Source organism: Bradyrhizobium sp. HKCCYLRH2015 (assembly GCF_051168215.1).
In the GTDB taxonomy this organism is placed as follows: Bacteria; Pseudomonadota; Alphaproteobacteria; order Rhizobiales; family Xanthobacteraceae; genus Bradyrhizobium.
In genome coordinates, this window is the sequence record NZ_JBNPUO010000007.1 from 145,200 (window position 1) to 170,659 (window position 25,460).

General features: G+C 67.0%; 22 protein-coding genes and 1 riboswitch. Of the genes, 14 read left to right on the plus strand and 8 right to left on the minus strand.

Going from position 1 to position 25,460, the window contains the following annotated elements:
- Positions 1-147 precede the first annotated feature (147 nt).
- The 3 genes from ACQR1H_RS19510 to ACQR1H_RS19520 form a co-directional block, all read right to left on the minus strand.
- Positions 148-930 (minus strand): molybdopterin-dependent oxidoreductase, encoded by a 783-nt coding sequence (locus tag ACQR1H_RS19510; protein WP_316215495.1) that lies wholly within the window; start codon positions 928-930, stop codon positions 148-150.
- 14 nt (positions 931-944) lie between these two features.
- Positions 945-1,598 (minus strand): cytochrome b/b6 domain-containing protein, encoded by a 654-nt coding sequence (locus ACQR1H_RS19515; protein ID WP_434874206.1) that lies wholly within the window; start codon positions 1,596-1,598, stop codon positions 945-947.
- A gap of 200 nt (positions 1,599-1,798) precedes the next feature.
- Positions 1,799-2,353 carry a fasciclin domain-containing protein gene (locus tag ACQR1H_RS19520; protein WP_315800751.1) on the minus strand — a complete coding sequence of 185 codons (555 nt, stop codon included), beginning with the start codon at positions 2,351-2,353 and terminating at the stop codon, positions 1,799-1,801.
- A gap of 481 nt (positions 2,354-2,834) precedes the next feature.
- Between ACQR1H_RS19520 and ACQR1H_RS19525 the strand changes: the two genes are divergently transcribed.
- Entirely contained in the window at positions 2,835-3,200 is a 366-nt protein-coding gene (locus ACQR1H_RS19525; RefSeq protein WP_316215494.1) for a hypothetical protein, read from the plus strand.
- Positions 3,201-3,212: 12 nt separating this feature from the next.
- Here the strand turns inward: ACQR1H_RS19525 and ACQR1H_RS19530 are convergent, their stop codons facing one another.
- Entirely contained in the window at positions 3,213-4,400 is a 1,188-nt protein-coding gene (locus ACQR1H_RS19530; RefSeq protein ID WP_434908054.1) for a DNA topoisomerase IB, read from the minus strand.
- A gap of 377 nt (positions 4,401-4,777) precedes the next feature.
- On the opposite strand from ACQR1H_RS19530, the gene acs reads away from it, so the two are divergent.
- From acs to ACQR1H_RS19545, 3 genes are all read left to right on the plus strand, one after another.
- Positions 4,778-6,730, plus strand: coding sequence for an acetate--CoA ligase (acs, locus tag ACQR1H_RS19535; RefSeq protein WP_434908055.1), 1,953 nt, complete (start codon positions 4,778-4,780; stop codon positions 6,728-6,730).
- Between the two features lie 105 nt (positions 6,731-6,835).
- Positions 6,836-7,555, plus strand: coding sequence for a hypothetical protein (locus ACQR1H_RS19540; RefSeq protein ID WP_316180267.1), 720 nt, complete (start codon positions 6,836-6,838; stop codon positions 7,553-7,555).
- A 221-nt stretch (positions 7,556-7,776) separates the two neighbouring features.
- Entirely contained in the window at positions 7,777-8,271 is a 495-nt protein-coding gene (locus ACQR1H_RS19545) for a L,D-transpeptidase (protein WP_315800926.1), read from the plus strand.
- Between the two features lie 74 nt (positions 8,272-8,345).
- Here ACQR1H_RS19545 and ACQR1H_RS19550 read toward each other — a convergent pair whose 3' ends face one another.
- Positions 8,346-8,582, minus strand: coding sequence for a DUF1674 domain-containing protein (locus ACQR1H_RS19550; protein ID WP_316180265.1), 237 nt, complete (start codon positions 8,580-8,582; stop codon positions 8,346-8,348).
- Positions 8,583-8,777: 195 nt separating this feature from the next.
- On the opposite strand from ACQR1H_RS19550, the gene ACQR1H_RS19555 reads away from it, so the two are divergent.
- The 3 genes from ACQR1H_RS19555 (at position 8,778) to purH (ending at position 14,104) form a co-directional block, all read left to right on the plus strand.
- Positions 8,778-10,130 (plus strand): RsmB/NOP family class I SAM-dependent RNA methyltransferase, encoded by a 1,353-nt coding sequence (locus ACQR1H_RS19555; protein WP_434908056.1) that lies wholly within the window; start codon positions 8,778-8,780, stop codon positions 10,128-10,130.
- 244 nt (positions 10,131-10,374) lie between these two features.
- Positions 10,375-12,090, plus strand: a complete 1,716-nt coding sequence (locus ACQR1H_RS19560; RefSeq protein ID WP_434874204.1) for a heparinase II/III family protein — start codon at positions 10,375-10,377, stop codon at positions 12,088-12,090.
- 316 nt (positions 12,091-12,406) lie between these two features.
- A riboswitch (ZMP/ZTP riboswitch) is annotated at positions 12,407-12,487 on the plus strand.
- A gap of 24 nt (positions 12,488-12,511) precedes the next feature.
- On the plus strand, positions 12,512-14,104 hold the full coding sequence (gene purH, locus ACQR1H_RS19565) for a bifunctional phosphoribosylaminoimidazolecarboxamide formyltransferase/IMP cyclohydrolase (RefSeq protein ID WP_315800759.1): 1,593 nt from the start codon (positions 12,512-12,514) through the stop codon (positions 14,102-14,104).
- Positions 14,105-14,217: 113 nt separating this feature from the next.
- On the opposite strand, the gene ACQR1H_RS19570 is transcribed toward purH, so the two are convergent.
- Positions 14,218-15,627: an MFS transporter gene (locus ACQR1H_RS19570; RefSeq protein ID WP_316180259.1), complete on the minus strand. Its 1,410-nt coding sequence runs from the start codon at positions 15,625-15,627 to the stop codon at positions 14,218-14,220.
- Positions 15,628-15,796: 169 nt separating this feature from the next.
- On the opposite strand from ACQR1H_RS19570, the gene ggt reads away from it, so the two are divergent.
- The gene (gene ggt / locus ACQR1H_RS19575; RefSeq protein ID WP_316215487.1) at positions 15,797-17,503 is read left to right on the plus strand and encodes a gamma-glutamyltransferase; all 1,707 of its coding nucleotides are present in this window, start codon (positions 15,797-15,799) and stop codon (positions 17,501-17,503) included.
- 168 nt (positions 17,504-17,671) lie between these two features.
- Entirely contained in the window at positions 17,672-19,078 is a 1,407-nt protein-coding gene (locus ACQR1H_RS19580) for a serine hydrolase domain-containing protein (protein ID WP_434908057.1), read from the plus strand.
- A 9-nt stretch (positions 19,079-19,087) separates the two neighbouring features.
- Here the strand turns inward: ACQR1H_RS19580 and ACQR1H_RS19585 are convergent, their stop codons facing one another.
- On the minus strand, positions 19,088-19,753 hold the full coding sequence (locus ACQR1H_RS19585) for a glutathione S-transferase family protein (RefSeq protein ID WP_316215485.1): 666 nt from the start codon (positions 19,751-19,753) through the stop codon (positions 19,088-19,090).
- A 163-nt stretch (positions 19,754-19,916) separates the two neighbouring features.
- Here ACQR1H_RS19585 and ACQR1H_RS19590 point away from each other — a divergent pair, with 163 nt between their 5' ends.
- The 5 genes from ACQR1H_RS19590 to panE all read left to right on the plus strand — a co-directional run bounded on the left by ACQR1H_RS19590 (position 19,917) and on the right by panE (position 24,548).
- Positions 19,917-20,489 carry a DUF2239 family protein gene (locus tag ACQR1H_RS19590; RefSeq protein ID WP_434908058.1) on the plus strand — a complete coding sequence of 191 codons (573 nt, stop codon included), beginning with the start codon at positions 19,917-19,919 and terminating at the stop codon, positions 20,487-20,489.
- A gap of 145 nt (positions 20,490-20,634) precedes the next feature.
- Positions 20,635-21,948 (plus strand): MATE family efflux transporter, encoded by a 1,314-nt coding sequence (locus tag ACQR1H_RS19595; protein WP_434908137.1) that lies wholly within the window; start codon positions 20,635-20,637, stop codon positions 21,946-21,948.
- Positions 21,949-22,051: 103 nt separating this feature from the next.
- The gene (locus ACQR1H_RS19600; protein ID WP_315800765.1) at positions 22,052-22,660 is read left to right on the plus strand and encodes a 2-hydroxychromene-2-carboxylate isomerase; all 609 of its coding nucleotides are present in this window, start codon (positions 22,052-22,054) and stop codon (positions 22,658-22,660) included.
- A gap of 112 nt (positions 22,661-22,772) precedes the next feature.
- Complete coding sequence (locus ACQR1H_RS19605; protein ID WP_316180249.1) at positions 22,773-23,510, plus strand: SDR family oxidoreductase; 738 nt, start codon at positions 22,773-22,775, stop codon at positions 23,508-23,510.
- Positions 23,511-23,624: 114 nt separating this feature from the next.
- Positions 23,625-24,548 (plus strand): 2-dehydropantoate 2-reductase, encoded by a 924-nt coding sequence (gene panE, locus ACQR1H_RS19610; RefSeq protein ID WP_316238556.1) that lies wholly within the window; start codon positions 23,625-23,627, stop codon positions 24,546-24,548.
- 250 nt (positions 24,549-24,798) lie between these two features.
- On the opposite strand, the gene ACQR1H_RS19615 is transcribed toward panE, so the two are convergent.
- On the minus strand, positions 24,799-25,386 hold the full coding sequence (locus ACQR1H_RS19615) for a c-type cytochrome (RefSeq protein ID WP_315800768.1): 588 nt from the start codon (positions 25,384-25,386) through the stop codon (positions 24,799-24,801).
- Positions 25,387-25,460 lie beyond the last annotated feature (74 nt).

Here is a 25,460-nt window from a genome sequence, read left to right on the forward strand (position 1 = left end):
GAACGCCGGGACCCATACCGCGGAAGCTATCGAGGGATGCGGCTGCCAGTTGCCTGCCTCATACCCCCCTGTGGTTATGGGTCCCGGCGTTCGCCGGGACGACAGCGGAGTGTGTCGCGCGCAGCTCGGCCTCAAGCGGACCGACGATCAGCTCCCGCTGAACGAATTGTACCCCTGATCCTCCCAATAGCCGCCCTTGTAGTCGTTGGTGATTTCCATCGCGACGACGTATTTCGGGTTCTTGAAGCCGAGCTTGGTGGGGACGCGGATCTTCATCGGGTAGCCGTAGGCGCGCGGCAGGATCTGGTCGGCGAACTTGAAGGTCATCTGGGTCTGCGGATGCAGCGCGGTGCGCATGTCCAAGGGCGAATTGTAGCCGTCCTTGTCGGCGCAGTTGAACCAGACATATTTCGCGCTGATATCCGCGCCGATCAGCTTGAGGAAGTCGCGCAAGGGCGTGCCGGTCCAGGAGCCGATCGCGCTCCAGCCCTCGACGCAGATATGACGCGTGATCTGCGTCACCTGCGGCAGCGCATGCAGCTCGTCCAGCGTCCACGACTTCTTGTTGTCGACGAGGCCGCGCACCTCGAGCTTCCAGTCAGCGGCATCGATCTCCGGCGCCTCGTCGAGCGTGTAGTAGGCATTGAACGGGAACGGCTTGGTGATCGCGCTCTCCGGGAAGGTCGGCGCCAGCGCGTCCGGATTGAACATCCAGGCCTGCACGGCGTCGTTGAACTTCGACACCTTCTTGAGCAGCTCCTCCGCCGTGTCGCCGTCGACGACGTCGCAGCCGGTGAGCAGGGTCAGCGCGCCCAGGCTGGCGCCGCCGGTGAGGAAGCGGCGCCGGGTGAGGTCGGGCATCACCTTCAACGAGTCCTTGATCAGGAGCCGCTTGTCGACGCCGGGAATGAGGAACGGACGCTTGGCCATGATACTCTCTCCTCTCAGCGACCGATGATCATCGCGCGCAGGCTCTTCGGCACCAGCAGCGCGAGCAGGATGTGGATCACCAGGAAGGCGCAGATCAGCGCCATGCAGACGAAATGGACGTAGCGCGCCGCCGGATAGTCGCCGAACAGGCTGACCAGCCAGTGCAGCTGGACCGGCTTCCACATCGACAGGCCGGTGAGCACGACGACGATGCCGATCCCGATGATGCCGAGATAGAGCAGCTTCTGCACCGCGTTGTAGGCGGTGAGGTCGTCATGGGCGAGCTTGAAGGTCAGCGCGGCCTTGAGGTCGGCGATGACGGACGCCGGCGAGACCGGCAGCAGCTTGCGGCGGAACCGGCCGGTGGCGAGACCGGTGACGAGATAAGCGAGCCCGTTCAGCATCAGCAGCCACATCGCCGCGAAGTGCCACAGCAGCGCGCCGCCGAGCCAGCCGCCGAGCGTGAAGCTGCGGTCGAAGCGGAAGTCGAACAGCGGCGAGGCGTTGTAGATCTGCCAGCCCGACATGATCATCATGATCATCGCGACGGCGTTGATCCAATGCATGACGCGCACCCAGGCCGGCTGAATGACCTTGGTCGCGACTCCAGTTGCAGGTCCCCCGGTCGCCGCGAGGGTCGAGGGGGCGCTGGTGGTGGCGCTCGTCATGGCGGTCGGCTCCGTCGCTTGCATTCGTCACGGTCATTATACGCCGGCTCGGCGGGCCCCGTTACGCTCCGGTACCGATCAAATCGATACGTGAAAACTATGGCGTTCACAAAAAAGCGAGCCGGGGTGGGCCCGGCTCGCTCCTGGTCACATCCGCGAGGAGGAGGAAGAAACGGATGTGTCCGGTGTCGCGCCGGGCCTCACGACGCCGGCATCAGCACGGTGTCGACCACGTGGATGACGCCGTTCGACTGGTTGACGTTGGGGATCGTGACCATCGAGGTGCCGCCCTTGGCGTCGACGATCATGACGTTCTTGCCCTCGCGCTTGACCGTGAGCTGCTCGCCCTCGACCGTCTTCAGCATCTGGCCGTCCTTCAGGTCGGACGCCTCGAGCTTGCCGGGCACGACGTGATAGGTGAGGATCTTGGTCAGCGTCGCCTTGTTCTCCGGCTTGACGAGGCTGTCGACGGTGCCGGCCGGCAGCTTGCCGAACGCGGTGTTGGTCGGCGCGAACACCGTGAACGGTCCCTTGCCTTCCAGCGTCTGCACGAGGCCCGCGGCCTTCACCGCGGCGACCAGCGTCGTATGATCCTTCGAGTTGACCGCGTTCTGGATGATGTTCTTCGACGGGTACATCGCCGCGCCTCCGACCATCACGGTCTTCTCCTCGGCGTGCGCGGGCGCGACGACGATCGAGGTCAGCGACAGCGCGCTGAAGGCGGCGGCAGCGAGGAAGGCAATGCGCTTGGACATGGGTAGCTCCCTAATGAAGACGGCGGCAGCGCCGCACGATGAGTTCGACTGCGACATCGATGCGTTGGAGAGCGCTGTTGCTCTCGCGTCGTGTCGGGCCGAGCTACGCCGCGTCCGGAAGCGAGTTTCGGCGCATAATTTAACGTGATCCGTGAAACCTGCGGCGATCGAGATCGTCTCGCCGACTCATTGAACGAGAACTGCGCCGCAATGTCGCAGCCTGCTGCGAACTGATCAGCTCTCTGTCGGTCATTGGCCGAGGCCGATGACCGATCACCGCCGCCATTAACTACAATGCGAGCCGAGCCCGGCCGAACCTGCCGAAAATATTGCGAGTAAGACTTTCTTAAGGTTGATTGGTCGGCACGGCGCCGGCTGCGGGAAGGGGACGTCCCGCACTGTCCGGCGCGATCGGCGGGGGTTTCCTACAGTGAACAGAACGATCTGGATTGCGGGGTTCTGCCTCGTGATAATCTGCTGCTTGCTTGCAACGAAGATGGTGCTCGCCGCGGCGACGCCCGGCGACATGAGCGACACGACCTCGTCGCTGATCCGCGAGCCCATTCCGGGCGTTGATACGCTGAGCGAGACGGATCGCAGCTTCGCGACACAGCCGATCGAGTACAACGAGGACGTCTATCTGCCACTGGTCTCGCGGGCCGTGCGGGCGGAAGGGCGTAGCGGGTCGCCGGCGCGCCGGGCGAAGGCGTCCGGCAAAGCCGCTGTGCTGCGGCCGGCCAAGCGCAATCCGCAGCCCGTGAAGACGTCGGCGGCGTCGTGCAAGCAGCTCGACCCGATCGCGCGCTTCCTCGCCTCGGCGAAGATCGGGCCGCGGTGCCAGGCTTGATCGTTTGAGGCGTCAGGCGGAGACCGCCGTCACCACTTGCGCCAGCAACTGCTCGCGCCGCGTCTGCGAGCGCTGGCCCTTCATGGTGGCGGCGAAGCGTTCGAGGATGCCGTCCTCGAACGCCGTGACGATGGTGTCGTGCACGTAGCTCTTGCGGCAGATCGCCGGCGTGTTGGTGAGCTCGTCGGCGGCGGCGCGGATCGCTTCCAGGATCTGCTTCTTGCGGCCGCGCGCGCTCGCCGCGGGCGTGATTCGCGACAAGGTCTCCAGGGCGACGGCCGAGGCCATCAGCGTGCGGAAATCCTTCAGCGAGATCTTGATGCCGGCGATCTCGCGCAGGAACGCGTTGACCTGCGTGGTCGAGACCGCGCGCACCACGCGCTGGGCGTCGCGGTATTGGAACATGCGGCGGCCGGGGACGCCGCGCAGGATGCCGACGGCCCGCACCAGCTTGGCGGCGTCGCATTCCTTGCGCACCGCCTTGCCGCCCTTGGCCTTGAAGGTCAGCACCAGGGAGTCATCCTCGAGCGTGACGTTCGACTTCAACAATGTGGTGGCGCCGCGCGTGCCGTTCAGCCGCGCATAGGACTCGTTGCCGGGACGGATCGCGGTGCGCGCGATCAGCTCGATCACGGCGGACAGCGCGAACTCGCGCGTCGGCTCGTCGCCGGCGAGATGTTTCGACACCGCGCGGCGGATGCGCGGCAGCGCGCCGACCAGCTTGGCGAGACGATGCGCCTTGCGATGCTCGCGCACCTTCTCCCAATCGGCGTGATAGCGATATTGCAGCCGGCCGGCGGCGTCGACACCCACCGCCTGCAGATGCAGGTTCGGATCGGGGGCGTAGCGCACCTCGCGATAGGCCGGCGGCACCGCCATCGCATGCAGGCGGCGAATGGTGCCGGCGTGGCGGATCGGGGTGCCGTTGGCGCGGATGAAGGTGTAGCTCTTGCCCCGCCTGATGCGGCGGATGGTCAGCGCGGTCTGGTCGCCGAGCTTCAGCCCAATGCGCCTGGCGAGTTCCTCGACCGAGGTCTTGGCGTTGCCTTGCGCGTCGGCGGTCTTGGCGTGGGCGAGATCCTTCAAGCTCAGCTTGCGGCGCGGCGGCTTGGGCGGCCACTGGCCCAGCGCCTTCGCGAGCGCGACATCGGCATCGGCCGGGCCGACCCGCGGGCTCTCGAAATTCTGCTGGTCCATCATTGCTTTAGACGCCCTGCCGTCGTTTTCATCCGCTCAATGCCCCGGAGTCCGGTTTGGTTCCGGCCGGGTTATCCACAGCTTCAAGGCGATTTAGGGGGTGACGGGCCGGATAGCGAGTCCCTAATTTCGGGCAGAACGGTTGCAAAATACCGGTGCGCGCCCCGATTCCGGGTAACCTTGATGCTGCAGACTGTAGCGACCTCCGAAGTGTGACCGGCGCGCTCAACCTCCGCGCACAATTCTTTGATCCTGCGCAGACCGCCTCCCCGCCGAAGGTCCTACTTGTCTTGCCTTGTCGCCGCCGGTTACGCGGACGCATAGTGGGAACAACGATGGCCTGCGCCGGACCACGGCGGGCCGCATGTGGAGGGTGTGAAATGTCCGAGAAGATCTACGACGTTCCGGCCGAATGGGCGAAACGCGCCTTCGTCGACGACGCGAAGTACCAGGAGATGTACGCGCGCTCGATCAAGGACCCCAACGGCTTCTGGGCCGAGCAGGCCAGGCGCGTCGACTGGGTCAAGGCACCGACGAAGATCGAGAACGTCTCCTACGCACCCGGCAACATCTCGATCAAATGGTTCGAGGACGGCGTCCTCAACGCCGCCTATAACTGCGTCGACCGCCATCTCGCCACCCGCGGCGACCAGACCGCGATCATCTGGGAGGGCGACGACCCCTCGCAGTCCAAGCACATCACCTATCGCGAGCTGCACGACGAGGTGTGCCGGATGGCCAACATCCTGCGCAACCGCAACGTCAAGAAGGGCGACCGCGTCACCATCTACCTGCCGATGATCCCGGAGGCGGCTTACGCGATGCTGGCCTGCGCCCGCATCGGCGCCATCCACTCGGTGGTGTTCGCCGGCTTCTCGCCGGACTCGCTCGCCCAGCGCATCAAGGACTGCGATTCCAAGATCATCATCACCGCCGACGAGGGCCTGCGCGGCGGCCGCAAGGTGCCGCTCAAGGCCAATGTCGACGCGGCGCTGAACAAGGTCGACAATGTCGACTGGGTCGTCGTGGTCAAGCGCACCGGCGGCAAGATCGAGATGAATCCGAGCCGCGACCTCTGGTACCACGAGGCCGCGGAGATGGTGACGACCGAATGCCCGTGCGAGCCGATGCATGCGGAGGATCCGCTGTTCATCCTCTACACCTCGGGCTCGACCGGCCAGCCCAAGGGCGTGCTGCACACCACCGGCGGCTATCTCGTCTACGCCGCGATGACGCACCAATACGTGTTCGACTATCACGAGGGCGACGTCTACTGGTGCACCGCCGACGTCGGCTGGGTCACCGGCCACAGCTACATTCTCTATGGACCGCTGGCCAACGGCGCCATCTCGCTGATGTTCGAAGGCGTGCCGAACTATCCGGACAATTCGCGGTTCTGGAACGTCATCGACAAGCACAAGGTCAACATCTTCTACACCGCGCCGACCGCGATCCGCGCCCTCATGCAGGGCGGCGACGCGCCGGTGAAGAAGACCTCGCGCGCGTCTCTGCGCCTGCTCGGCTCCGTCGGCGAGCCGATCAATCCGGAAGCCTGGGAGTGGTATCACCGCGTCGTCGGCGACGACCGCTGCCCGATCGTCGACACCTGGTGGCAGACCGAGACCGGCGGCATCCTGATCACGCCGCTGCCGGGCGCGACCAAGCTCAAGCCGGGCTCGGCGACGCGGCCGTTCTTCGGCGTCGTGCCGGAGATCGTCGATGCCGATGGCAAGACGCTGGAAGGCGCGACCGAGGGCAATCTCTGCCTCACCCGCTCCTGGCCGGGCCAGATGCGCACGGTGTATGGCGATCACGCCCGGTTCGAGATGACCTACTTCTCGACCTACAAGGGCAAGTACTTCACCGGCGACGGCTGCCGCCGCGACGCCGATGGCTATTACTGGATCACCGGCCGCGTCGATGACGTCATCAACGTCTCCGGCCACCGCATGGGCACCGCCGAGGTGGAGAGCGCGCTGGTCGCGCACGCCAAGGTCTCGGAAGCGGCCGTGGTCGGCTATCCGCACGACATCAAGGGCCAGGGCATCTACGCCTATGTCACCCTGATGGCCGGCGAGCAGCCGAGCGAGGAGCTGCGCAAGGAGCTCGTCGCCTGGGTGCGCAAGGAGATCGGCCCGATCGCCTCGCCCGACCAGATCCAGTTCGCCCCCGGCCTGCCCAAGACCCGCTCCGGCAAGATCATGCGCCGCATCCTGCGCAAGATCGCCGAGGACGAGCCGGGCGCGCTCGGCGACACCTCGACCCTTGCCGATCCCGGCGTGGTCGATGATCTCGTCCAGCACCGGCAGAACCGCAAGGAGAAGCAGGCCTAGCGCATGTCCGCTGGACCTCTCAGGAGACGGTTGGAGAACGCGGCCCGGCTGGGCTGCGTTCTCCTCGCTTTGGCGGGCGGGATCGGTCCTTCGACGGCGCAGCTCATGCCGCAGTCGCCGGAACTGAAGACCTCGGTCGCGTTCTTCTACCGGGATCCGCGCATCGAGGGCCTGGTCCACGTGTTCGCGACCCTGAAGTCGGAAGGGCGGGATTGGACCGCCTACCCGCCGGTGACCGGGCTGTTGGCGCGGTCCTTCGCGCTGCATCCGGACTGGATCGATCGGCTGGCGCCGCCGGAGGGAGACGGCAAGGCGGCTTCGGCCTTCCTGGCCGCGGTCCGGCTCTCGGGACATGCCGCTGAGGCTGGCAGGTTTCGCGGCCGTTTCGGCGCCAGCGCCCTCGACGCCACGCTGGAGGATCAGTTCGGCAGCGCTCCCGCCCGGCTCGAGGACATCACGATCAGGACCCCCACCGACCTGGACCTACTGTGGGGCGCCTCGTTCGCTGAAGGCGACGGCCGCTATGTGCGCATGATCCTCGACTTCTTCGCCTCCATCACCAATCAGTCCGAGCTCATCGCGCTCGACACCGCCCGTCTCACGGTGGCCATGGTCGGCGGTCCGAAGGACATCTACGACACGCTGGAGCAGCGCTACGACGCGGCCCAGCGCGGCCGGATGGTGGTTGCGGCCGCAGCCCTGTGGGCCATCGGATCGAACGTGCGCCAGCACGACTACGTCCGCCAGGCGACGTCCGACTACATCCACGATCATCCGCGCACATTCGCCGTCCGGGCGCTGTCGGCGATCACCCGCCTCAAATAGATTGCACGTGCCCGGCCGGGTTCGCTCCGCTGGCCCCGCCGGCGAATCCGTGTTGCGGGCCGGATTCCGGCCGAGTGTTGTTTTCAGGTCATTTACTTGCAGAGGAAGTTTTCATTTCCTCCAGCCATCCGAGTGCTCCCGCAAGAGCGGAGGTCGCAGCGATGGGGCGAAGAGGAATGGCGAGGCCGAATGGAGCGATCGGGCCGGCCGTGAAGGCGGCGATGATGGCCGCGTCGGTGGTCGGAGCCATGGTCACGACGGCCGACTCTGCGTCCGCCCGTCCCGAGCTGGTCAGCATCGCCGGCGACTATTCGCCCGGCACGATCGTGGTGAAGACCGGCGAGCGCAAGCTCTACCTCGTGCTCGATGGCAGCCACGCCATGCGCTACACGGTCGGCGTCGGCAAGGCCGGCCGGCAATGGGCCGGCACCACCAAGATCGACGGCAAGTACAGGAATCCGGCCTGGGCGCCGCCGGCCGACGTCAAGCGCGACAAGCCCAACATCCCCGACGTGATCCCCGGCGGCTCGCCGCAGAATCCGATGGGCGTCGCCGCCATGACGCTCGCGGGCGGCGAATATGCCATCCACGGCACCAATGTGCCGAACTCGGTCGGCGGCTACGTCTCCTACGGCTGCATCCGCATGCTGAACAGCGATATCACCGACCTCTACGAGCGCGTGTCGATCGGCACCACGGTGGTCGTGACCCGCTGAAGCCGAAGCGGCCGAACTGATTCTCCGTCCCCCGCGCCATCACCATGCCTGACGGCGCGCGCCCGGCGGATGTATCAGAAGTCCGAGATGATTCCCTTTTTCTCCCAGTCGCCGTAGCGGGTCGGCTCCGGTCCCTTCGGACCCTGCAGCTCCCTCGGCATTGGCGTCGCCTGCTCGGCCGCGAGACGACGCCGCTCCTCCGCCTCGGCGAGCGCACGCTGCGCGGCCGGAGTGAGCGGCTTGCGCGGATTGTCGTTGCTGGCGACCACCGACAATGCGGGCTTGCGCTCGTTGTTGGGTTCGTTGCTCATCGTACCATTCCACCGTTGCACCGGATCCTTCCCGACATCATCAGATCGTGTGAGCACGCCGGGGAAAACAGGTCTAAAAAAAGCGGAGCCGATTCTTACATTTGGCATATTCCGGTGACAGAGGACCCGCAAGCTGATGGCATGCACCCGATGGTCGCGGAACTGCCTTTCTTCTTTCGCGAGTAATTCCCAGGCATGCCTCCGCCGCGTTTTGCGACCCCTTCCGAAGTCCCAGGCCTGGCGGCACGACGCATCGCCGCCGACGTGGTCGACGGCGTGCTGCACAAGCATCGCACCCTCGACGATCAGCTCGACGGAACCGGCGCGCATCCCGGACTGAAGCATCTCGCCGACCGCGACCGCGCGCTGATGCGCCGGCTGGTCGCCACGACCTTGCGGCGGCTCGGAACGCTCGGCCACGTGCTGTCGCGGCTGCTGGATCGTGGCGTGCCGACCGACGCGCCGCGGGCGCAAAGCGCGCTGCTGATCGGCGCCGCCCAGATCCTCTGGATGGACGTTCCCGACCACGCCGCCGTCGACCTTTCCGTCCGCCTCGTGCAGGCCGACCGCCGCGCCGCGAAATATGCCGGACTCGTCAACGCGGTGCTGCGGCGCTGCGCCCGCGAGGGCGCCAGCCTGCTCGACGATGCCACCGGTCAGCCGCTTGATATCGCGCCCTGGCTGCTCAAGCGCTGGATCGATCATTACGGCGAAGCGACCGCCAGGGACATCGCCGCGGCGCTCGGCCAGGAGCCGTCGCTCGACCTCACGGTGAAGTCGGACCCGGCGCAATGGGCGTCGCGGCTGCACGGCGAGGTGCTGCCGACCGGCACCGTGCGCACCGTGCTGCATGGCTCGGTGACGGTGCTGCCGGGCTTTGCCGAGGGACAATGGTGGGTCCAGGACGCCGCTGCCGCCCTGCCGGCGCGCCTGCTCGGCGATGTCAGCGGCAAGGCCGTCGCCGACCTCTGCGCGGCGCCGGGCGGCAAGACCGCCCAGCTCGCCCATGCCGGCGCCCGCGTCACCGCGGTCGACCGGTCGCCGGCCCGGATGAACCGGCTGAAGGACAACATGACCCGGCTGCAGCTCGCGGCCGAGACGGTCGTAGCCGATGCCGCCGAATGGCAGCCGGCCGACAGCGGCGGCTTCGATGGCCTGCTGCTCGATGCGCCCTGCACCTCGACCGGTACGATCCGGCGCCATCCCGATGTCGGCTGGTTGCGCAGCGAAGCTGATATCACCGCCTTGTCAGGCCTGCAGGCGCGGCTGCTGACCCGGGCGGCCGGCCTGCTGAAGCCGGGCGGAACCCTGGTCTACTGCACCTGTTCGCTGGAGCCAGAGGAAGGCGAGCAGGTGGTCGAGCGTGTGCTAGCCGAAACCGCCGAGCTGCGCCGCATCCCGGTGACCCCCGGCGAGGTGGCGGGACTGGCCGAGCTGGTCACCCCGGCCGGCGACCTGCGCACCCTGCCCTGCCATTTGCCGCACCAGGACCCCCGGCTTGGCGGTCTCGACGGTTTTTATGCGGCGAGACTGGAGCGGCGGCCGTGAGCGTGTCATCGTGTGCGCTCTGCGTCGGCCCGGCGGCGGCCGCGCTTTGAGGGCGTCGGCGTTGCGTTAGTCCGTTAAATCCTGATTTTGCACCAGATTCTGGTCCCGCGATGGTGCTGCACCGGGGCCAAAAATGGTGTATCGGCGGCAGTTGCGATCTATGAAGGATGCGCAACCGAATCCCCCTCTGAATCCAAGGCTTGGCGTGTCCGCCGCTCAACGCAGACGCATATCGACGCTGGTGATGGGCCGCTTTGCGCGCAGCCTGATGTCCAACGTCAGCGGTGTATCGGTATCCGTGTCCGGGTTGTGGCCCGGTCGCGCCGACCGGCTCATCATTGCGCCGCATGACCTGCGCACATCGGACGCCACGCGGGCGGCCGAGATCTATGCCGGCCGTTTCGTCTTCGCCGGCAAGATCGTGACCTGCCACGGCCGTTCGATCTTCGACCTGGAGCCGCCGTCCGAGGACTGGGAGGTGGCCCTGCTCGGCTTCGGCTGGCTGCGACATCTGCGCGCAGCCGACACTGCGCTGACCCGCGCCAATGCCCGCGCCCTGGTCGACGACTGGATCACCAACCAGATCGGCCGCCATCCGCTGAGCCGCCGCGCCGACGTGCTGGCGCGGCGGGTGATCTCGCTGCTGTCGCAGGCGCCGCTGGTGCTGGCCGATTCCGACGGCAAGTTCTACCGGCGGTATCTGCGCGGCCTGACCCGCGAGATCCGCTATCTGCGCTATTCGACCATCGACATCCCGGACGGCGCGCCGCGGCTGCAGGTGCTGATCGCACTGTGTTACGCCGCGCTGTGCCTCGCCAACCAGGCCAAGCACATCCGCAGCGCGACCCGGAAACTCTCCGACGAATTGCAGCGGCAGATCCTGCCCGATGGCGGCCACGTCTCGCGCAATCCGGGCGCGCTGATCGAATTGCTGATCGACCTGCTGCCGCTGCGGCAGACGTTTGCGGCCCGCAACATCGCGCCGCCGCCGGCGCTGCTCAATGCCATCGACCGCATGATGCCGATGCTGCGCTTCTTCCGGCACGGCGACGGCAACATGGCGCTGTTCAACGGCATGGGCGGCACCCCGTCCGACCTGCTGGCGACCCTGCTCGCCTATGACGACACCCACGGCACGCCGATGGCGAGCATGCCGCATTCCGGTTTCCAGCGGCTCGACGCCGGACCGATGACGGTCATCGTCGACACCGGTCCGCCGCCACCGCCGCATCTGAGCCATGAGGCCCATGCCGGCTGCCTCGCCTTCGAGATGTCCTCCGGACCGTGCCGCATCGTGATCAATTGCGGCATGCCGTCGACCGGTCGCGACAATTGGCGTGCCTTCGCGCGCAGCACGGTGGCGCATTCGACGCTGACCTATCACAACACCTCGTCCTGCACCTTCGTCGAGATGTCGGCGATGAAGCGCCTGCTGCACGGCGCGCCGATCGTGTCGGGCCCGACGCGGGTGGAGAACTTCCGCGAGATCGTGCCCGACGGCACCGTGCTGTCGACCTCGCATAACGGTTACGCGGCCAAATTCGGCCTGATCCATCGCCGCGTGCTGGTGGCCGCCGAGGACGGCTCGCGGCTCGACGGCGAGGACACCGTGACGCCGGCGCAGGGCGCGCGGCTGCGTGGCGGCGGCTCGGACTACGCGTTGCGCTTCCATCTGCATCCCGCGGTCAAGGCCAGCCGGCTCAGCGACGGCCGCGGCGCCATGCTGGTACTGCCCAATCGCGAGGTCTGGACGTTCGAGACGTTCGACGACCGCGTCGATCTCGAGGACAGCGTGTTTCTCGCCGGCAATGACGGTCCGCGCCGCACCACCCAACTGGTGATCCGGCAGGACGCGCAGCAGGTCCCGTCGATCCGCTGGAGCTTCGTCCGCTCGTCGGTGTCGCCGACCGAGACCAACGGGCGCCGCAACGCGCGGAAAGAGCCGGAACTGCCGCTGTGAGCGGTACAGCGCCAAGGAATGAGCCGACGAATCGTGCTGCGAGATGCACGCTATATCTGCACGGACAGTAGGCTCCCTCTCCCCTTACTTACGGGGAGAGGGTCGGGGTGAGGGGCAGACGCACGGGAAGTGCACGTGGCGAGACCTGTACCCCTTCACCCGGATTGCATCTGGCGATGCAATCCGACCTCTCCCCGCAAGCGGGGCGAGGTAAGGGCACCGCCTGCGACGCGCGTTCGAGCCAACATGAGCGCTCAATCGATCCCGAGCACACACACCTCCCCGTTGTCGCCATCGGCAAAAGCTGATATGAGGCCGGCTCTCGCGCGACTGGCGACTTTGGATGGAGCACCATCGGGGAGCGCGGGATCGACCGCCGTGCGCCTGGGCAAATTGAACTCCTGCAACAGGACTCTTTGCCATGACAAACCAGCTTCGTCGCGTTCGCCGTGCTCTGCTCTCCGTTTCCGACAAGACCCGCCTCGCCGACTTCGCGCTGGCGCTCGCTGCGCGCGGCGTCGAACTGATCTCCACCGGCGGCACCGCCAAGGCCATTGCCGAGGCCGGCCTGAAGGTGAAGGACGTCTCCGACCTCACCGGCTTTCCCGAGATGATGGACGGTCGCGTCAAGACGCTGCATCCCAAGGTGCATGGCGGCCTGCTCGCCATCCGCGGCAATGACGAGCACACCGAGGCGATGAAGGCGCACAACATCGCGCCGATCGATCTCCTCGTCGTCAATCTCTATCCGTTCGAGGCCACCGCCGAGCGCGGCGCGTCGTTCAGCGACTGCATCGAGAACATCGATATCGGCGGCCCGGCGATGATCCGCGCGGCCTCGAAGAACCACGAGGATGTCGCGGTCGTCGTCGACGTCAACGACTACGAGGCCGTGCTCGAGGACCTCGCGCGCCACGAGGGCTCGACCACCTTGCTGCTGCGCCGCCGGCTTGCCGCCAAGGCCTATGCGCGCACCGCCGCCTATGATGCTGCGATCTCCAACTGGTTCGCCGCCACCATCCAGAACGACGCGCCCGACTACCGGGCCTTCGGCGGCAAGCTGATCCAGTCGCTGCGCTATGGCGAGAACCCGCACCAGCATGCGGCGTTCTACGCGCTGCCCGGCCGCCGTCCCGGCGTCGCCACCGCGCGCCAGCTCCAAGGCAAGGAGCTGTCCTACAACAACATCAACGACACCGATGCGGCCTATGAGTGCATCGCCGAGTTCGACCCGGCGCGCACCGCGGCCTGCGTCATCGTCAAGCACGCCAATCCCTGCGGCGTCGCCGAAGGCCCCGATCTCGTCACCGCCTATCAGAAGGCGCTGGCCTGCGATTCGACCTCGGCGTTCGGCGGCATCATCGCGATGAACCGCAAGCTCGACGCCGCCACCGCGCGCGCCATCACCGGCATCTTCACCGAGGTGATCATCGCGCCCGACGCCACCGACGAGGCGATCTCGATCATCGCAGCGCGCAAGAACCTGCGGCTGCTGCTCGCCGGCGCCCTGCCCGATCCGCGCGAAGCCGGCCTCACCGCCAAGACCGTGGCCGGCGGCCTGCTGGTGCAGAGCCGCGACAATGCCGTCGTCGATGACATGGAGCTGAAGGTGGTGACCAAGCGCGCCCCCACCGACGCCGAGCTGCGCGACCTGCGCTTCGCCTTCCGCGTCGCCAAGCATGTCAAGTCGAACACGATCGTCTACGCCAAGGATTCGGCGACCGTCGGCATCGGCGCCGGACAGATGAGCCGGGTGGATTCGGCGCGCATCGCCGCACGCAAGGCGCTGGATGCGGCCAGCGCGCTCAAGCTCGCCGAGCCGCTGACCAAGGGCTCGGTGGTCGCCTCCGACGCGTTCTTCCCGTTCGCCGACGGCATGCTCGCCTGCATCGAGGCCGGTGCCACCGCCGTGATCCAGCCGGGCGGATCGGTGCGCGACGACGAGGTCATCAAGGCCGCCGACGAGCACGGCATCGCCATGGTGCTCACCGGCGTCCGGCACTTCCGGCACTGAGCGCCTTCACCGTCGTTCCGGGGCGCGCGCAGCGCGACCCCGGAATCCGGAGCCGAGGCGCGAGATTCCGGGTTCGTTGCTGCGCGACGCCCCGGAATGCCCCCGGAGAGAGTTCAGGCAGCCCGCTCCGCAGGACGATCTGAACTCACGCGCGCCAGCAACAGCAATCCGGTCGCGAAGAACAGCACCAGCACCGCCATGCCGGCCTTCTGACTCGCAGTGACCGCGGTGATGGTGCCGATCAGCAATGGCCCGATGAACGACGTCACCTTGCCGGTGAGCGCGAACAGGCCGAAATACTGCGCGACGCGCTCCTTCGGCACCATGCGGATCAGCAGCGAGCGCGAGGCCGCCTGCAGCGGCGCGCCGCAGGCGCCGATGACGCAGCCGAGCAGGAGGTAGGCGCGCTCCGGCAGCGAGGCGAACAGCGGGCCGCCCGGCACGGCCGGCGTCACCGGAATGAACAGAACCGAATCACGGCTCACCATGAGAATCGCGACGATCGCGAGCAGCAGCAGCGTCATGCTGCCGGCGATCACACGCTTCGGCCCGAGAAAATCATCCAGCTTGCCGCCGAGCCAGCCACCGAACGTGCCGGCGGCGGCGAGGATGATGCCAAAGGTGCCGATCTGGATCGTGTTCCAACCGAATGTGCCGGCGGCATAGATGCCGCCGAAAGCGAACAGCGACACCAGCCCATCGGTGTAGATCATGTTGGCGAGGAGAAAGAGTGCAACGTCACGCTGCTGCGGCAGGCTGCGCAGCGTCTGCTTCAGTTGACCGAGCCCCTCGCGCACGGCCGCGCCCAGCCGGTGCCGTGCCGGAAAGTCCGGTGTGAACAGGAACATCGGCAGCACGAACACGATGAACCAGAGCCCCGTGAGCGGACCGGAGATGCGGTCGCCTTCATGGCTCACGGGATCGAGCCCGAACAGCGGCTTGAATCCAAACAGCGTGCGGCCGCTGTCGGGATTGGCGGCGAGAAAGCCGAGCACGATGATGAGCGAGAGGATGCCGCCGACATAACCGGTGGCCCATCCGGTGCCGGACAGCCGGCCGATGCGTTCCGGCGGCACCAGGGTCGGCATCATCGCGTTGTTGAACACGGTGGCGAACTCGACGCCGATGGTGGCGATCACATAGGCCGCGAGCAGCGGCGGGATCAGCTCGGGCGCGCCGGGACGCCCGATCCACATCAGCGAGGCGCCGATCACGAGCAGCGCGCCGAACGCCGCGATCCACGGCTTGCGGCGCCCGGTGGCATCGGCGATGGCGCCGAACACCGGTGACAGCAGCGCGATGACGATGCCGGCCGCGGCGGTCGCAAAGCCCCACAGCGCCTGGCCGCTCGCCGCGTCCGGCGCGACATGCGCCGCGAAATAGGGCGCGAAGACGAAGGTCGTGATCAGCGTGAAATAGGGCTGCGCCGCCCAATCGAACAAGATCCAGCTGACGACGGCCGCGCGCCCGGGATAGATTCGGCCGTCGGCAGTGCCAGAGGTCTCGATCGTGATGACGGCCATTCGAAAATCCTCTGCAATCCCAGCGTCGCGTCTCGCGACAATCACGGCGTTGCGTTTTACGCCGGCGACCCGGCCCTATAACATCTGACGATCCCAGGCGGATGTCAGCAACGGCAGAATTGCGATGACCACGTTCACGATTGATCGACGACGGCTCCTTGCGGGTTTCATGCTGTTGCTGGCCGGCTGCCTGCCCGCGCGGGCGCTGGATTCGCAAACCTTCGATATCCCGCAGCCACCCGGTATCACCGCGCCGGCGCAGCCGCCTGCCCATGGCATGGTGGTGGCACAGGAGAGGATCGCAGCCGAAGTCGGCCAGCGCATTCTCGCGCTCGGCGGCAACGCGGTCGATGCCGCCGTTGCCACCGGCTTTGCGATGGCCGTCACCTATCCGGTTGCCGGCAACATCGGCGGCGGCGGCTTCATGGTCATCCACATCGCCAAGTCCAACGAGGATATCGCGATCGACTATCGCGAGACCGGTCCCGCCGCGATCACGCGCGACATCTTCCTCGGCGCCGACGGCAAGCCCGACAACGCCAAGTCGCGCGATTCGGCGCTGTCGATCGGCGTCCCCGGATCGGTGGCGGGTCTCGCGCTGGCGCTGGAGAAATACGGCTCGGGCAAATTCACGCTGGCGCAGGTGCTGCAGCCGGCGATCGTGCTGGCACGCGACGGCATCCCCGTCGCCGACGACGTCGCCGTGACGCTGCCGATGATGGCGCCGCGGCTGGCGAAATGGAAATCATCGGCCGCGATCTTCATGCGGCCCGATGGCACCGTGCTGAAGGATGGAGACCGGCTGATCCAGCGCGATCTGGCGGCGACGCTCACCGCCATCGCCGAGCAGGGACCGCGCGGATTTTATGAAGGGCCGGTCGCCAACCAGCTCGCCAAGGCGATCCAGGATGCCGGCGGCATCATGACGGCGGACGATCTCAAATCCTACCAGCCGGTGCTGCGCACGCCGGTGCGCGGCACCTATCGCGGCTATGACATCGTGTCGATGCCGCTGCCGTCGTCGGGCGGCACCGTGCTGGTCGAGATGCTGAACATCCTCGAGGGCTTTCCGCTCGCTGAGCTGAAGCAGGGCTCGCCCGAATCGCTGCATCTGCTGATCGAGGCGATGAAGCGCGCCTATGCCGACCGTGCGCGCTATCTCGGCGACCCCGCCTTCGTCGACGCGCCGGTGCGCGCGATGCTGTCGAAGGACTATGCCGCGCGCCAGCGCGCTGGCATCGATCCCGCGCACGCCACCAGCGCCGGCGACGTGCTCAACACCAAGCCGCTGCGCGAGGGCAGCAACACCACGCATTTTTCGGTGGTCGACAATGACGGAAACGCCGTCAGCAACACCTACACGCTGAACTTCCCCTATGGCGTCGGCCTCGTCGCCGACGGCACCGGCGTGCTGCTCAACAACGAGCTCGACGATTTCACCGCCGCGCCCGGCGCCTCCAACGCCTTCGGACTGGTCGGCTTCGAGGCCAATCTGCCGGGCCCCGGCAAGCGGCCGCTGTCGTCGATGTCGCCGACCATCGTGCTGAAGGACGGCAAGCCCGTGCTCGTCACCGGCTCGCCCGGCGGCAGCCGCATCATCTCGACCGTGCTGCAGGTGATCGTCAACGTGCTCGACTATCGGATGGACGTCCGCCAGGCCGTCACCGCGCCTCGCCTGCATCACCAATGGATGCCCGACGAGGTTAGAATCGAGAAAGGCTTTGCCGATGACGTGCTCGCCGGTCTGCGCGCCCGCGGCCACAAGATCGAGGAGCCGATGGGACGGACCTCGGCCAACTCCATCCTGGTGACGCCGGATGGATTCGTCGGAGCGCCGGATCCGCGCAGCAAGGGCGCCACCGCAGCCGGGCGCTGAGGCGCCCGGTTCCTGGCCGATAGGAGGAGATCGTGGCCCGGATGACGATTTGCCGCCGCCCGGCGGGGCCCTGCACCAGCTTCCCTCCGTTGGCGTGGTGACCGAGGCGCGTTAGAAGCATACCAGGGCGCAGCGAGGCTCGCCCGCGAGACGGCGTCGGACGTTCTGGTGCATTTGCGAAGATTCGTGGTCGGTCTGTTGGTGTTTGCGGCCCTGCTGGTGGCGGGATGGCTCACCTATCGGCCTGACCGGGCGCTGCGCGTCGCGACCACCGTGGTCGCCGAGATGATCTGCGCCAAGACCTACGTCTCCGGCCTCGATCCGCAGACGGTGTTTGCGGAGACCATGGAACGGCCCGGTCTGCGCCGGTTGCGGGCCGTGATGCGCTACCGGGTGGAGCCCGACATGCGCATGGTGGAGGTGTCGCTGCTCGGCCTGCACGCCACCCGGGCCTCGTATCACGATGGTTTCGGTTGCGTGGCGCTTCAGGGTCAGAAGCCGCCTTACGTGCCCCACACCGACGTCGCTGCGCTGCGCGCCGCTGCGCCTGCTCCCGCCTTGCCCGACTTCGCCGAAGACGCTGCGGTGGAGCCCAGCGATCCCGCGCTGAAGGCGGCGCTCGATCACGCCTTCGAGGAGCCGGCCAGCCCGCCATTCCGCCGCACCAAGGCGATCGTCGTCGTCAAGGACGGTCGCCTGATCGCGGAACGCTATGCGCCGAACATCGGCGTCGATACCCCGCTCATGGGGTTCTCGATGACCAAGACGGTCACCAATGCGCTGCTGGGCATCCTCACCCGGCAGGGCAGACTGAGCCCGTCGATCCCGGCGCCGGTCGCGGAATGGCGCGAGCCGAGGGATCCGCGCCACGACATCACCATCGAGCAGTTGATGCGCATGACGTCAGGCCTGGCGCTGGACGAAACCAATTCCGGCTTCGATCCGTCGAGCCAGATGGACATCCACCGCGACATGGCGGCGTTCGCGGTGCATGCGCCGCTGATTGCGCCGCCGGGACAGCGCTGGGCCTATTCGAGCGCGAGCACCCAGATCCTGGCGCGCATCATCCGCGACGCCGCCGGCGGTCCCGAGCAGGCGATCGAATTCGCGTGGCGCGAGCTGTTCCATCCGCTCGGCATGCGCAGCGCGACGCTGCAGTTCGACGGCACCGGCACGCTGCAAGGTTACGGCAACATGCTGGCGAGCGCGCGGGACTGGGCGAAGCTGGGGCTGCTCTATCTCGGCGACGGCGTCGCCGGGGACAAGCGCATCCTGCCCGAGGGCTGGGTGGCGATGTCGGCGACCGCGACGCCGGACACCGACTATGGCGCGGGATTGTGGACCAACCGCAGCCAGCACGTTCACGCGCAGGGACGGGCGCGCGCCGGCATTCCGGCGGATGCATTCTTCGCCTTTGGCCTGCTCGGCCAGCGGCTCGTGATCATGCCGAGCCAGCGCATGGTGGTGGCCAGGCTCGGTGATTCCATCGACCCCGACGGCGACATCAAGGGCGTCGCGCGCCTGGTGCGCGAGGTGATCGCGGCGACGGAAGCCACCGCCGCGCAATCGAAATAGACGCCGGCTTCAGCGGCCGACCTCGTAGGGCCCGCCCTTCTCCAGCGCGATCTTGTAGGCCGGCCGTGCCTCGATGCGGGCGAGGAAATCCATCGCCCGCGGATGGCCCTGCTCCAGACCGCCGCGCGATGCCGCCGCCTGCAGCGGAAAGCTCATCTGGATGTCGGCCGCGGTGAAGGCCTCGCCGGCAAACCACTCGCTCTTCTGCAGCTCGCTTTCCCAGAACGCCATGTGCTGCTTGAGCTGCGGATTGACCAGCGTGGTCAGCGCCTGGTTCGACACCTTGCGCACGATCGGACGGAGCAGCGCCGGCGCACGCTTCGGCATGATGTTGAACAGCAGCTTCAGCAGCAGCAGCGGCATCGCCGAGCCCTCGGCATAATGCAGCCAGTACGAATAGCGCAGCCGCTCCGGCGTCTTCGGCGGCGGGATCAGCCGTCCCTCGCCATAGGTCTCGACGAGATATTCGACGATCGCGCCGGACTCGGCGACCGTGTTGCCGTTGTCGGTGATCACGGGCGACTTGCCGAGCGGATGAATGGCGCGCAGCTCCTTGGGCGCGCGCATGTCGGGCTGGCGCTCGTAGCGGATGATCTCGTAGGGGACGCCGAGCTCCTCGAGCAGCCAGAGCACGCGTTGCGAGCGGGAATTGTTGAGGTGGTGAACGGTCAGCATGGGGTTCCCAGGGACGGATCGGGTGGCGGGCGCCGTTCCGTAGCAGGACGGGACGGGTTCGGCGAGGCGTCCTCGGCACCGGAGCAGGGCCACAATAATTATCCGGGTAATATTGACTTTAATTTCATCCGGGTCTTATTAAGCGCATCAAAGGGACCAAGCCATGGACACTTTCACCGCATTTGCCGGCCAGACCCGGATCGCCGCCGGGCCCCTGCCCAAGGTGGCGCTGGTGCTGAAACACGCCGCGCCGAACACCGAGCCGATCGTGATCTTCAACGACCGCACCGGGCAGCCGATCGACATCGATCTGCGCGGCAGCGACCGGGAGATCCTGGCGCGCCTGCCGGTCGACGCCGGCGCGGTCGCAGACCAGCCGCCGACCGGGCCGCGCGGCCGCGGCCGGCCAAAGCTCGGGGTCGTGGCCCGCGAGGTCACGTTGCTGCCGCAGCACTGGGAATGGCTCAATGCGCAGCCGGGCGGCGCCTCGGTCGCCCTGCGCAAGCTGGTCCACGAAGCCCGCCGCGCCAACGGCGACAGCGACCGCGCCCGCGAGGCGCGCGACGCGGCCTATCATTTCATGTCGGGGATCGGCAGCAACCTGCCACAGTTCGAGGAGGCGTCCCGCGCGCTGTTCGCCGGCGATCTCGCCCGCTTCGCCGGCTTGATCGCGGACTGGCCGGCCGACATCCGCGACCATGCCGTGGCGCTCGCGCATCGCCACAGGGCCGATTGAGATCGGCTGATTTCGACAGTCAGCGAGAGCGGCCGTTCGCTCTCGCCTTCATTCCTCGCAACGCGACCGCGCGTCGAACGACGAGCGGTCGACGGAGAACCATGCCGTGTCGCCGCCAACCGCCTCGCTGCGCAAGCCGTTCCTGATGTTCGTCGTCCCGATGATGCTGAGCAACATCCTGCAATCGCTGTTCGGCACCATCAACAATGTCTATCTCGGCCAGATGATCGGCGTCGATGCGCTCGCCGCGGTCTCGGTGTTCTTCCCGGCGATGTTCTTCTTCGTCTCCTTTGTCATGGGCCTCGGCTCGGGCGCCGGCGTGCTGATCGGACAGGCCTGGGGCGCCGGCGAGCCGGCCAAGGTGAAGCAGATCGCCGGCACGACCCTGAGCATCGCGCTGCTGCTCGGCGGCCTGATCGCGGTGCTGGGCGGCGTGTTCAGCCGCGAATTGCTGACCGCGCTCGCCACGCCCGCCAACATCCTCGATGCCGCCGCGGGCTATGCCCGCATCATGATGATCACGATGCCGCTGACCTTCGCCTACATCCTGCTGTCGTCACAGATGCGCGGCGTCGGCGACACCGTGACGCCGCTGGCCTCGCTCGCCGCATCGACCACGCTCGGCCTGGTGCTGACGCCGGTGTTCATCCGCGGCTGGCTCGGCGCGCCCGTTCTCGGCGTCGCCAGTGCGGCCTGGGCCTCGGCGATCTCGACCCTGACGACGCTGGCCTGGCTCCATCTCCATCTGCGCCGGCGCAAGCACCCGCTGGCGATCGACGCGGCTTTCCTGCGCGGCATGCTGCCGGATGCGAAGCTGCTGCGGGCGGTGCTGCGGCTCGGCATCCCCGCCGCGATCGGCATGATCGTGATGTCCTTGGCAGAGATGGTGCTGATCGGCCTCGTCAACGGCTTCGGCTCGGACGCGACGGCGGCCTATGGCGCGGTCAACCAGGTGCTCGGCTATGTGCAGTTTCCGGCGCTGTCCATCGCGATCTCGGTCTCGATCTTCGGCGCCCAGGCAATCGGCCGCGGCCAGGCCAAGCAGATCGGCGACATCGTGCGGACCGGCATCGAGATGAATGTCGTGCTGACCGGCGGCCTCGTCGCGATCGGCTATCTGTTCTCACGGGTGCTGATGGGCTTCTTCATCACCGACCCAGCCGTCATCGAGGTGGCGCAGCATTCGCTGCACATCGTGCTGTGGAGCTCGGTGCTGTTCGGCATATCCATCACGTTCTCGTCGGCGATGCGCGCGTCTGGAACGGTGTGGATGCCGCTGGCGATCTCGGCGTTTGCGATCGCCGCGATCGAGGTGCCGGCTGCCACCTGGCTTAGCCACAGCATCGGACTCGACGGCGTCTGGCTCGCCTATCCCATCACATTCGCCGCGATGATGCTGCTGCAGATGAGCTATTATCTCGTGGTCTGGCGCAAGCGGACGGTGCACAGGATGATCTGATGCACTCCGATGCCTCCCGGCCGCTGGAATATGATGACCGTCATAAAACCCTGGACGGGGCTGCTGCGCTGGACCACAATGTGAAAAACCGAGGAGACCGCCCATGAGCCGTCCAGCGCCAGAATTCATGTTCGACTTCGGCAGTCCCAACGCCTATCTGAGCCACGAGGCGATTCCGGCGATCGTGCAGCGGATCGGCGTCCAGTTCTACTATGTCCCGGTGCTGCTCGGCGGCATCTTCAAGGCGACCAACAACAAGTCGCCCGCCGAGTCGCTCGCCGGCGTCAGGAACAAGCGTGAGTTCCACGAGGTCGAGACGCAGCGTTTCCTCAAGCGCTACCACGTGCAGCCCTGGGTCTGGAATCCATACTTCCCGGTGAATACGCTGAACCTGATGCGCGCGGCCATCGCCGCCCAGCTCGAAGGCGTGTTCGAGGCCTATGTCGACGCGGCGTTCCACCACATGTGGCGCGAGCCGAAGAAGATGGACGATCCCGAGATCGCGATCGCTGCGATCACATCCTCCGGGCTCGACGGGGCCAAGCTGTTCGCGCGCGCCCAGGAGCCCGAGGTCAAGGCGAAGCTCGTGGAGAACACGCAAGCCGCCGTCGAGCGCGGCGCATTCGGTTCGCCCACCTTCTTCGTCGGCAACGAGATGTTCTTCGGCAAGGAGCAGTTGCGCGACGTCGAGGAATATATCCTGGGCAAGTGATCGCCATCATCGCGAGCCGACGGGTCCGCGCGAAGCACGGCCCGACGGGCTCGCCATAGGCGAGACCCGGGGCTCCTCGCAATGACGCTGAAGTGAGATCGGGAGACAAAGCATGCAACAGCGCAACGCCACCGTCGCGGTCGTCGGGGCCGGCGACTACATCGGCGCCGAGATCGTCAAGAAGTTCGCGTCGGAAGGCTTCACGGTGTTCGCCGGCCGCCGCAATGGCGACAAGCTCGCGCCGCTGGTCGCGGAGGTCGAGGCCGCCGGCGGGCGGATCGTGGCGCGCTCGCTCGATGCCCGCAAGGAGGACGAGACCACCGCCTTCCTCAACGACGCCGACAGGCATGCGCCGCTCGAGGTCGTGATCTTCAACGTCGGCGCCAACGTGAACTTCCCGATCCTAGAGACGACGGACCGGGTGTTCCGCAAGGTCTGGGAGATGGCGTGCTGGGCCGGCTTCGTCACCGGGCGCGAGGCCGCCCGGCTGATGCTGCCCCGCGGCGGCGGCAAGATCTTCTTCACCGGCGCGACCGCGTCGCTGCGCGGCGGCTCCGGCTATGCCGCCTTCGCTTCGGCCAAGTTCGGACTGCGCGCCGTGGCGCAGGCGATGGCGCGCGAACTGATGCCGCAGAACATCCATGTCGCCCATCTCATCATCGATTCCGGCGTCGATACCGCCTGGGTCCGCGAGCGCCGCGCCCAGCTCTGGGGTCAGGAGGCGCTGGACAATCCGGACCTGCTGATGCCGCCGGCGTCGGTCGCCGGTGCCTATTGGCAGCTCTACCAGCAGCCGAAGAGCGCCTGGACCTTCGAAATGGAGATCCGGCCGTTCGGCGAGAAATGGTAGAGGCGAATGGCGAATAGGGAGTAGCGAATAGGGAATGGAGCCTATTCCCATTCGCTGCTCGCCATTCGTCACTCGCTTCTGCATGATGCGGCCCGCTCACAGAGGGATCCACCCATGCGTATTCTCGTCGTCGGCGCCGGTGCCATCGGCGGCTATTTCGGCGGCCGGCTGCGGCAGTCCGGTGCCGATGTCACCTTCCTGGTCCGCCCGCGCCGCGCGGCTGAGCTCGCCAGTGCCGGCCTCGTGATCCGCAGTCCGACCGGTGACGTCACCTTGCCCAATCCGAAGACGGTGCAGGCGGACGGTTTGAAGCAGCACTTCGACGTCGTACTGCTGAGCTGCAAGGCGTTTGATCTCGACGACGCGATCGACTCGTTTGCACCCGCGGTGGGACCTGACACCGCGATCATTCCGATGCTGAACGGCATGAGGCACCTCGACGTGCTCGACGCCAGGTTCGGTCGCGCGCGCGTGCTCGGCGGGCTCTGCGCCATCGCCGCGACCTTGAACGAGAGCCGCGAGGTGGTGCAGCTGCAGCCGATGCAGTCGCTGAGCTTCGGCGAACGCGACGGCGGATCGTCGGAGCGCGTCCGCGCGATCTTCGAGATTTTCCAGCGCGGCAATTTCAATGCGTCGGCCAGCGAGAACATCATGCAGGACATGTGGGAGAAGTGGGTTTTCCTGTCCTCGCTCGCGGCGTCGACCACCTTGATGCGCGGGCCGGTCGGCGTGATCCTGACCGCGCCGGGCGGCAAGGATTTCCTGCTCGGCATGCTCGACGAATGCAGCGCCACCGCTGCGGCTGCAGGCTACGCGCCGGCCGGCGCCTTCTTCCAGCGCGTTTCCGGCATGCTCACGGCGGAGGGTTCCCCCATGACCGCCTCGATGTTCCGCGATCTGCGCGCCGGCCTGCCGGTCGAGGCCGATCACGTCATCGGCGATCTCGTCGCCCGCGCCGATGCCGCCAAGGTCCCGGTGCCGCGGCTGCGGATTTCATATACTCAGCTGAAGGTGTACGAGGCGCAGCGGGGCAAGTAGTCCCTGACGTTGCGTGGCCTCAAGGGCGGACGCGTAAGTCAGCTCCGGCGCCACCACACACTCCGCCGTCGTCCCGGCCTTGAGCCGGGACCCATACGCCGCGGCCGTGGTGAGGCAGGCGACTGCCAGCGAACTTCCTCGATAGACTCCGCGGTATGGGTCCCGGATCGGCACCCACCGACGCTTCGCGTCGGCGGGCTTGTCCGGGACGACGGCTGTGGGTGGCGCGAGGCCTCCAGTCGATCACCCGTCACTGCACATGCGCGAGATAATGCGCGAGCGCCGTGATCTCCTCCGCGCTCAGCGGATAGGCAACATCCGTCATCGCGGCCTGGCTGCCGCCGACGCGCTGTCCGCTCTTGTAGTCGTGCAGCGCCTTGACGAGATATTCCTCGCGCTGGCCGGCGAGCCGCGCCACGCCCTTGGTGCCGGCATAGCTGTCGAGATGGCATGAGGCACAGCGGCGACCGGCGGCGGCTTCGGCGCCCTTCTTCGACAGCTCCGGATTATCGTCGGGCGGTGACTTCGCCGGCTGCAGCGAAGCGAAATAGGCGCCGAGGTTGCGGATGTCCTCGTTGTTCAGCTGATCGATGATCGGCTTCATCGCCTCGTTCTTGCGGGTGCCGGCCCGGAAGAACACCAGCTGCCACTGGATGAACTGGTCCTGCTGGCCGGCCAGCGAAGGAATGTTCTCGGTCTGCGAGATGCCGTTCTCGCCATGGCAGCCGACGCAGAGCTCGGCCTTTGCCTTGCCGGCTTCGACATCAGCCGCCTGCGCGGAGGGGCTCATCAACACCAGCGCCAGCACGCATGCCGCAGCGGCAACTCCATGACGCATGTCAAATCCTCCGAATGCCCGGCTTCGCCTGCGCGGCCGGGATCGCCACGCTCAGATCAACGCGCAGCCCCGAA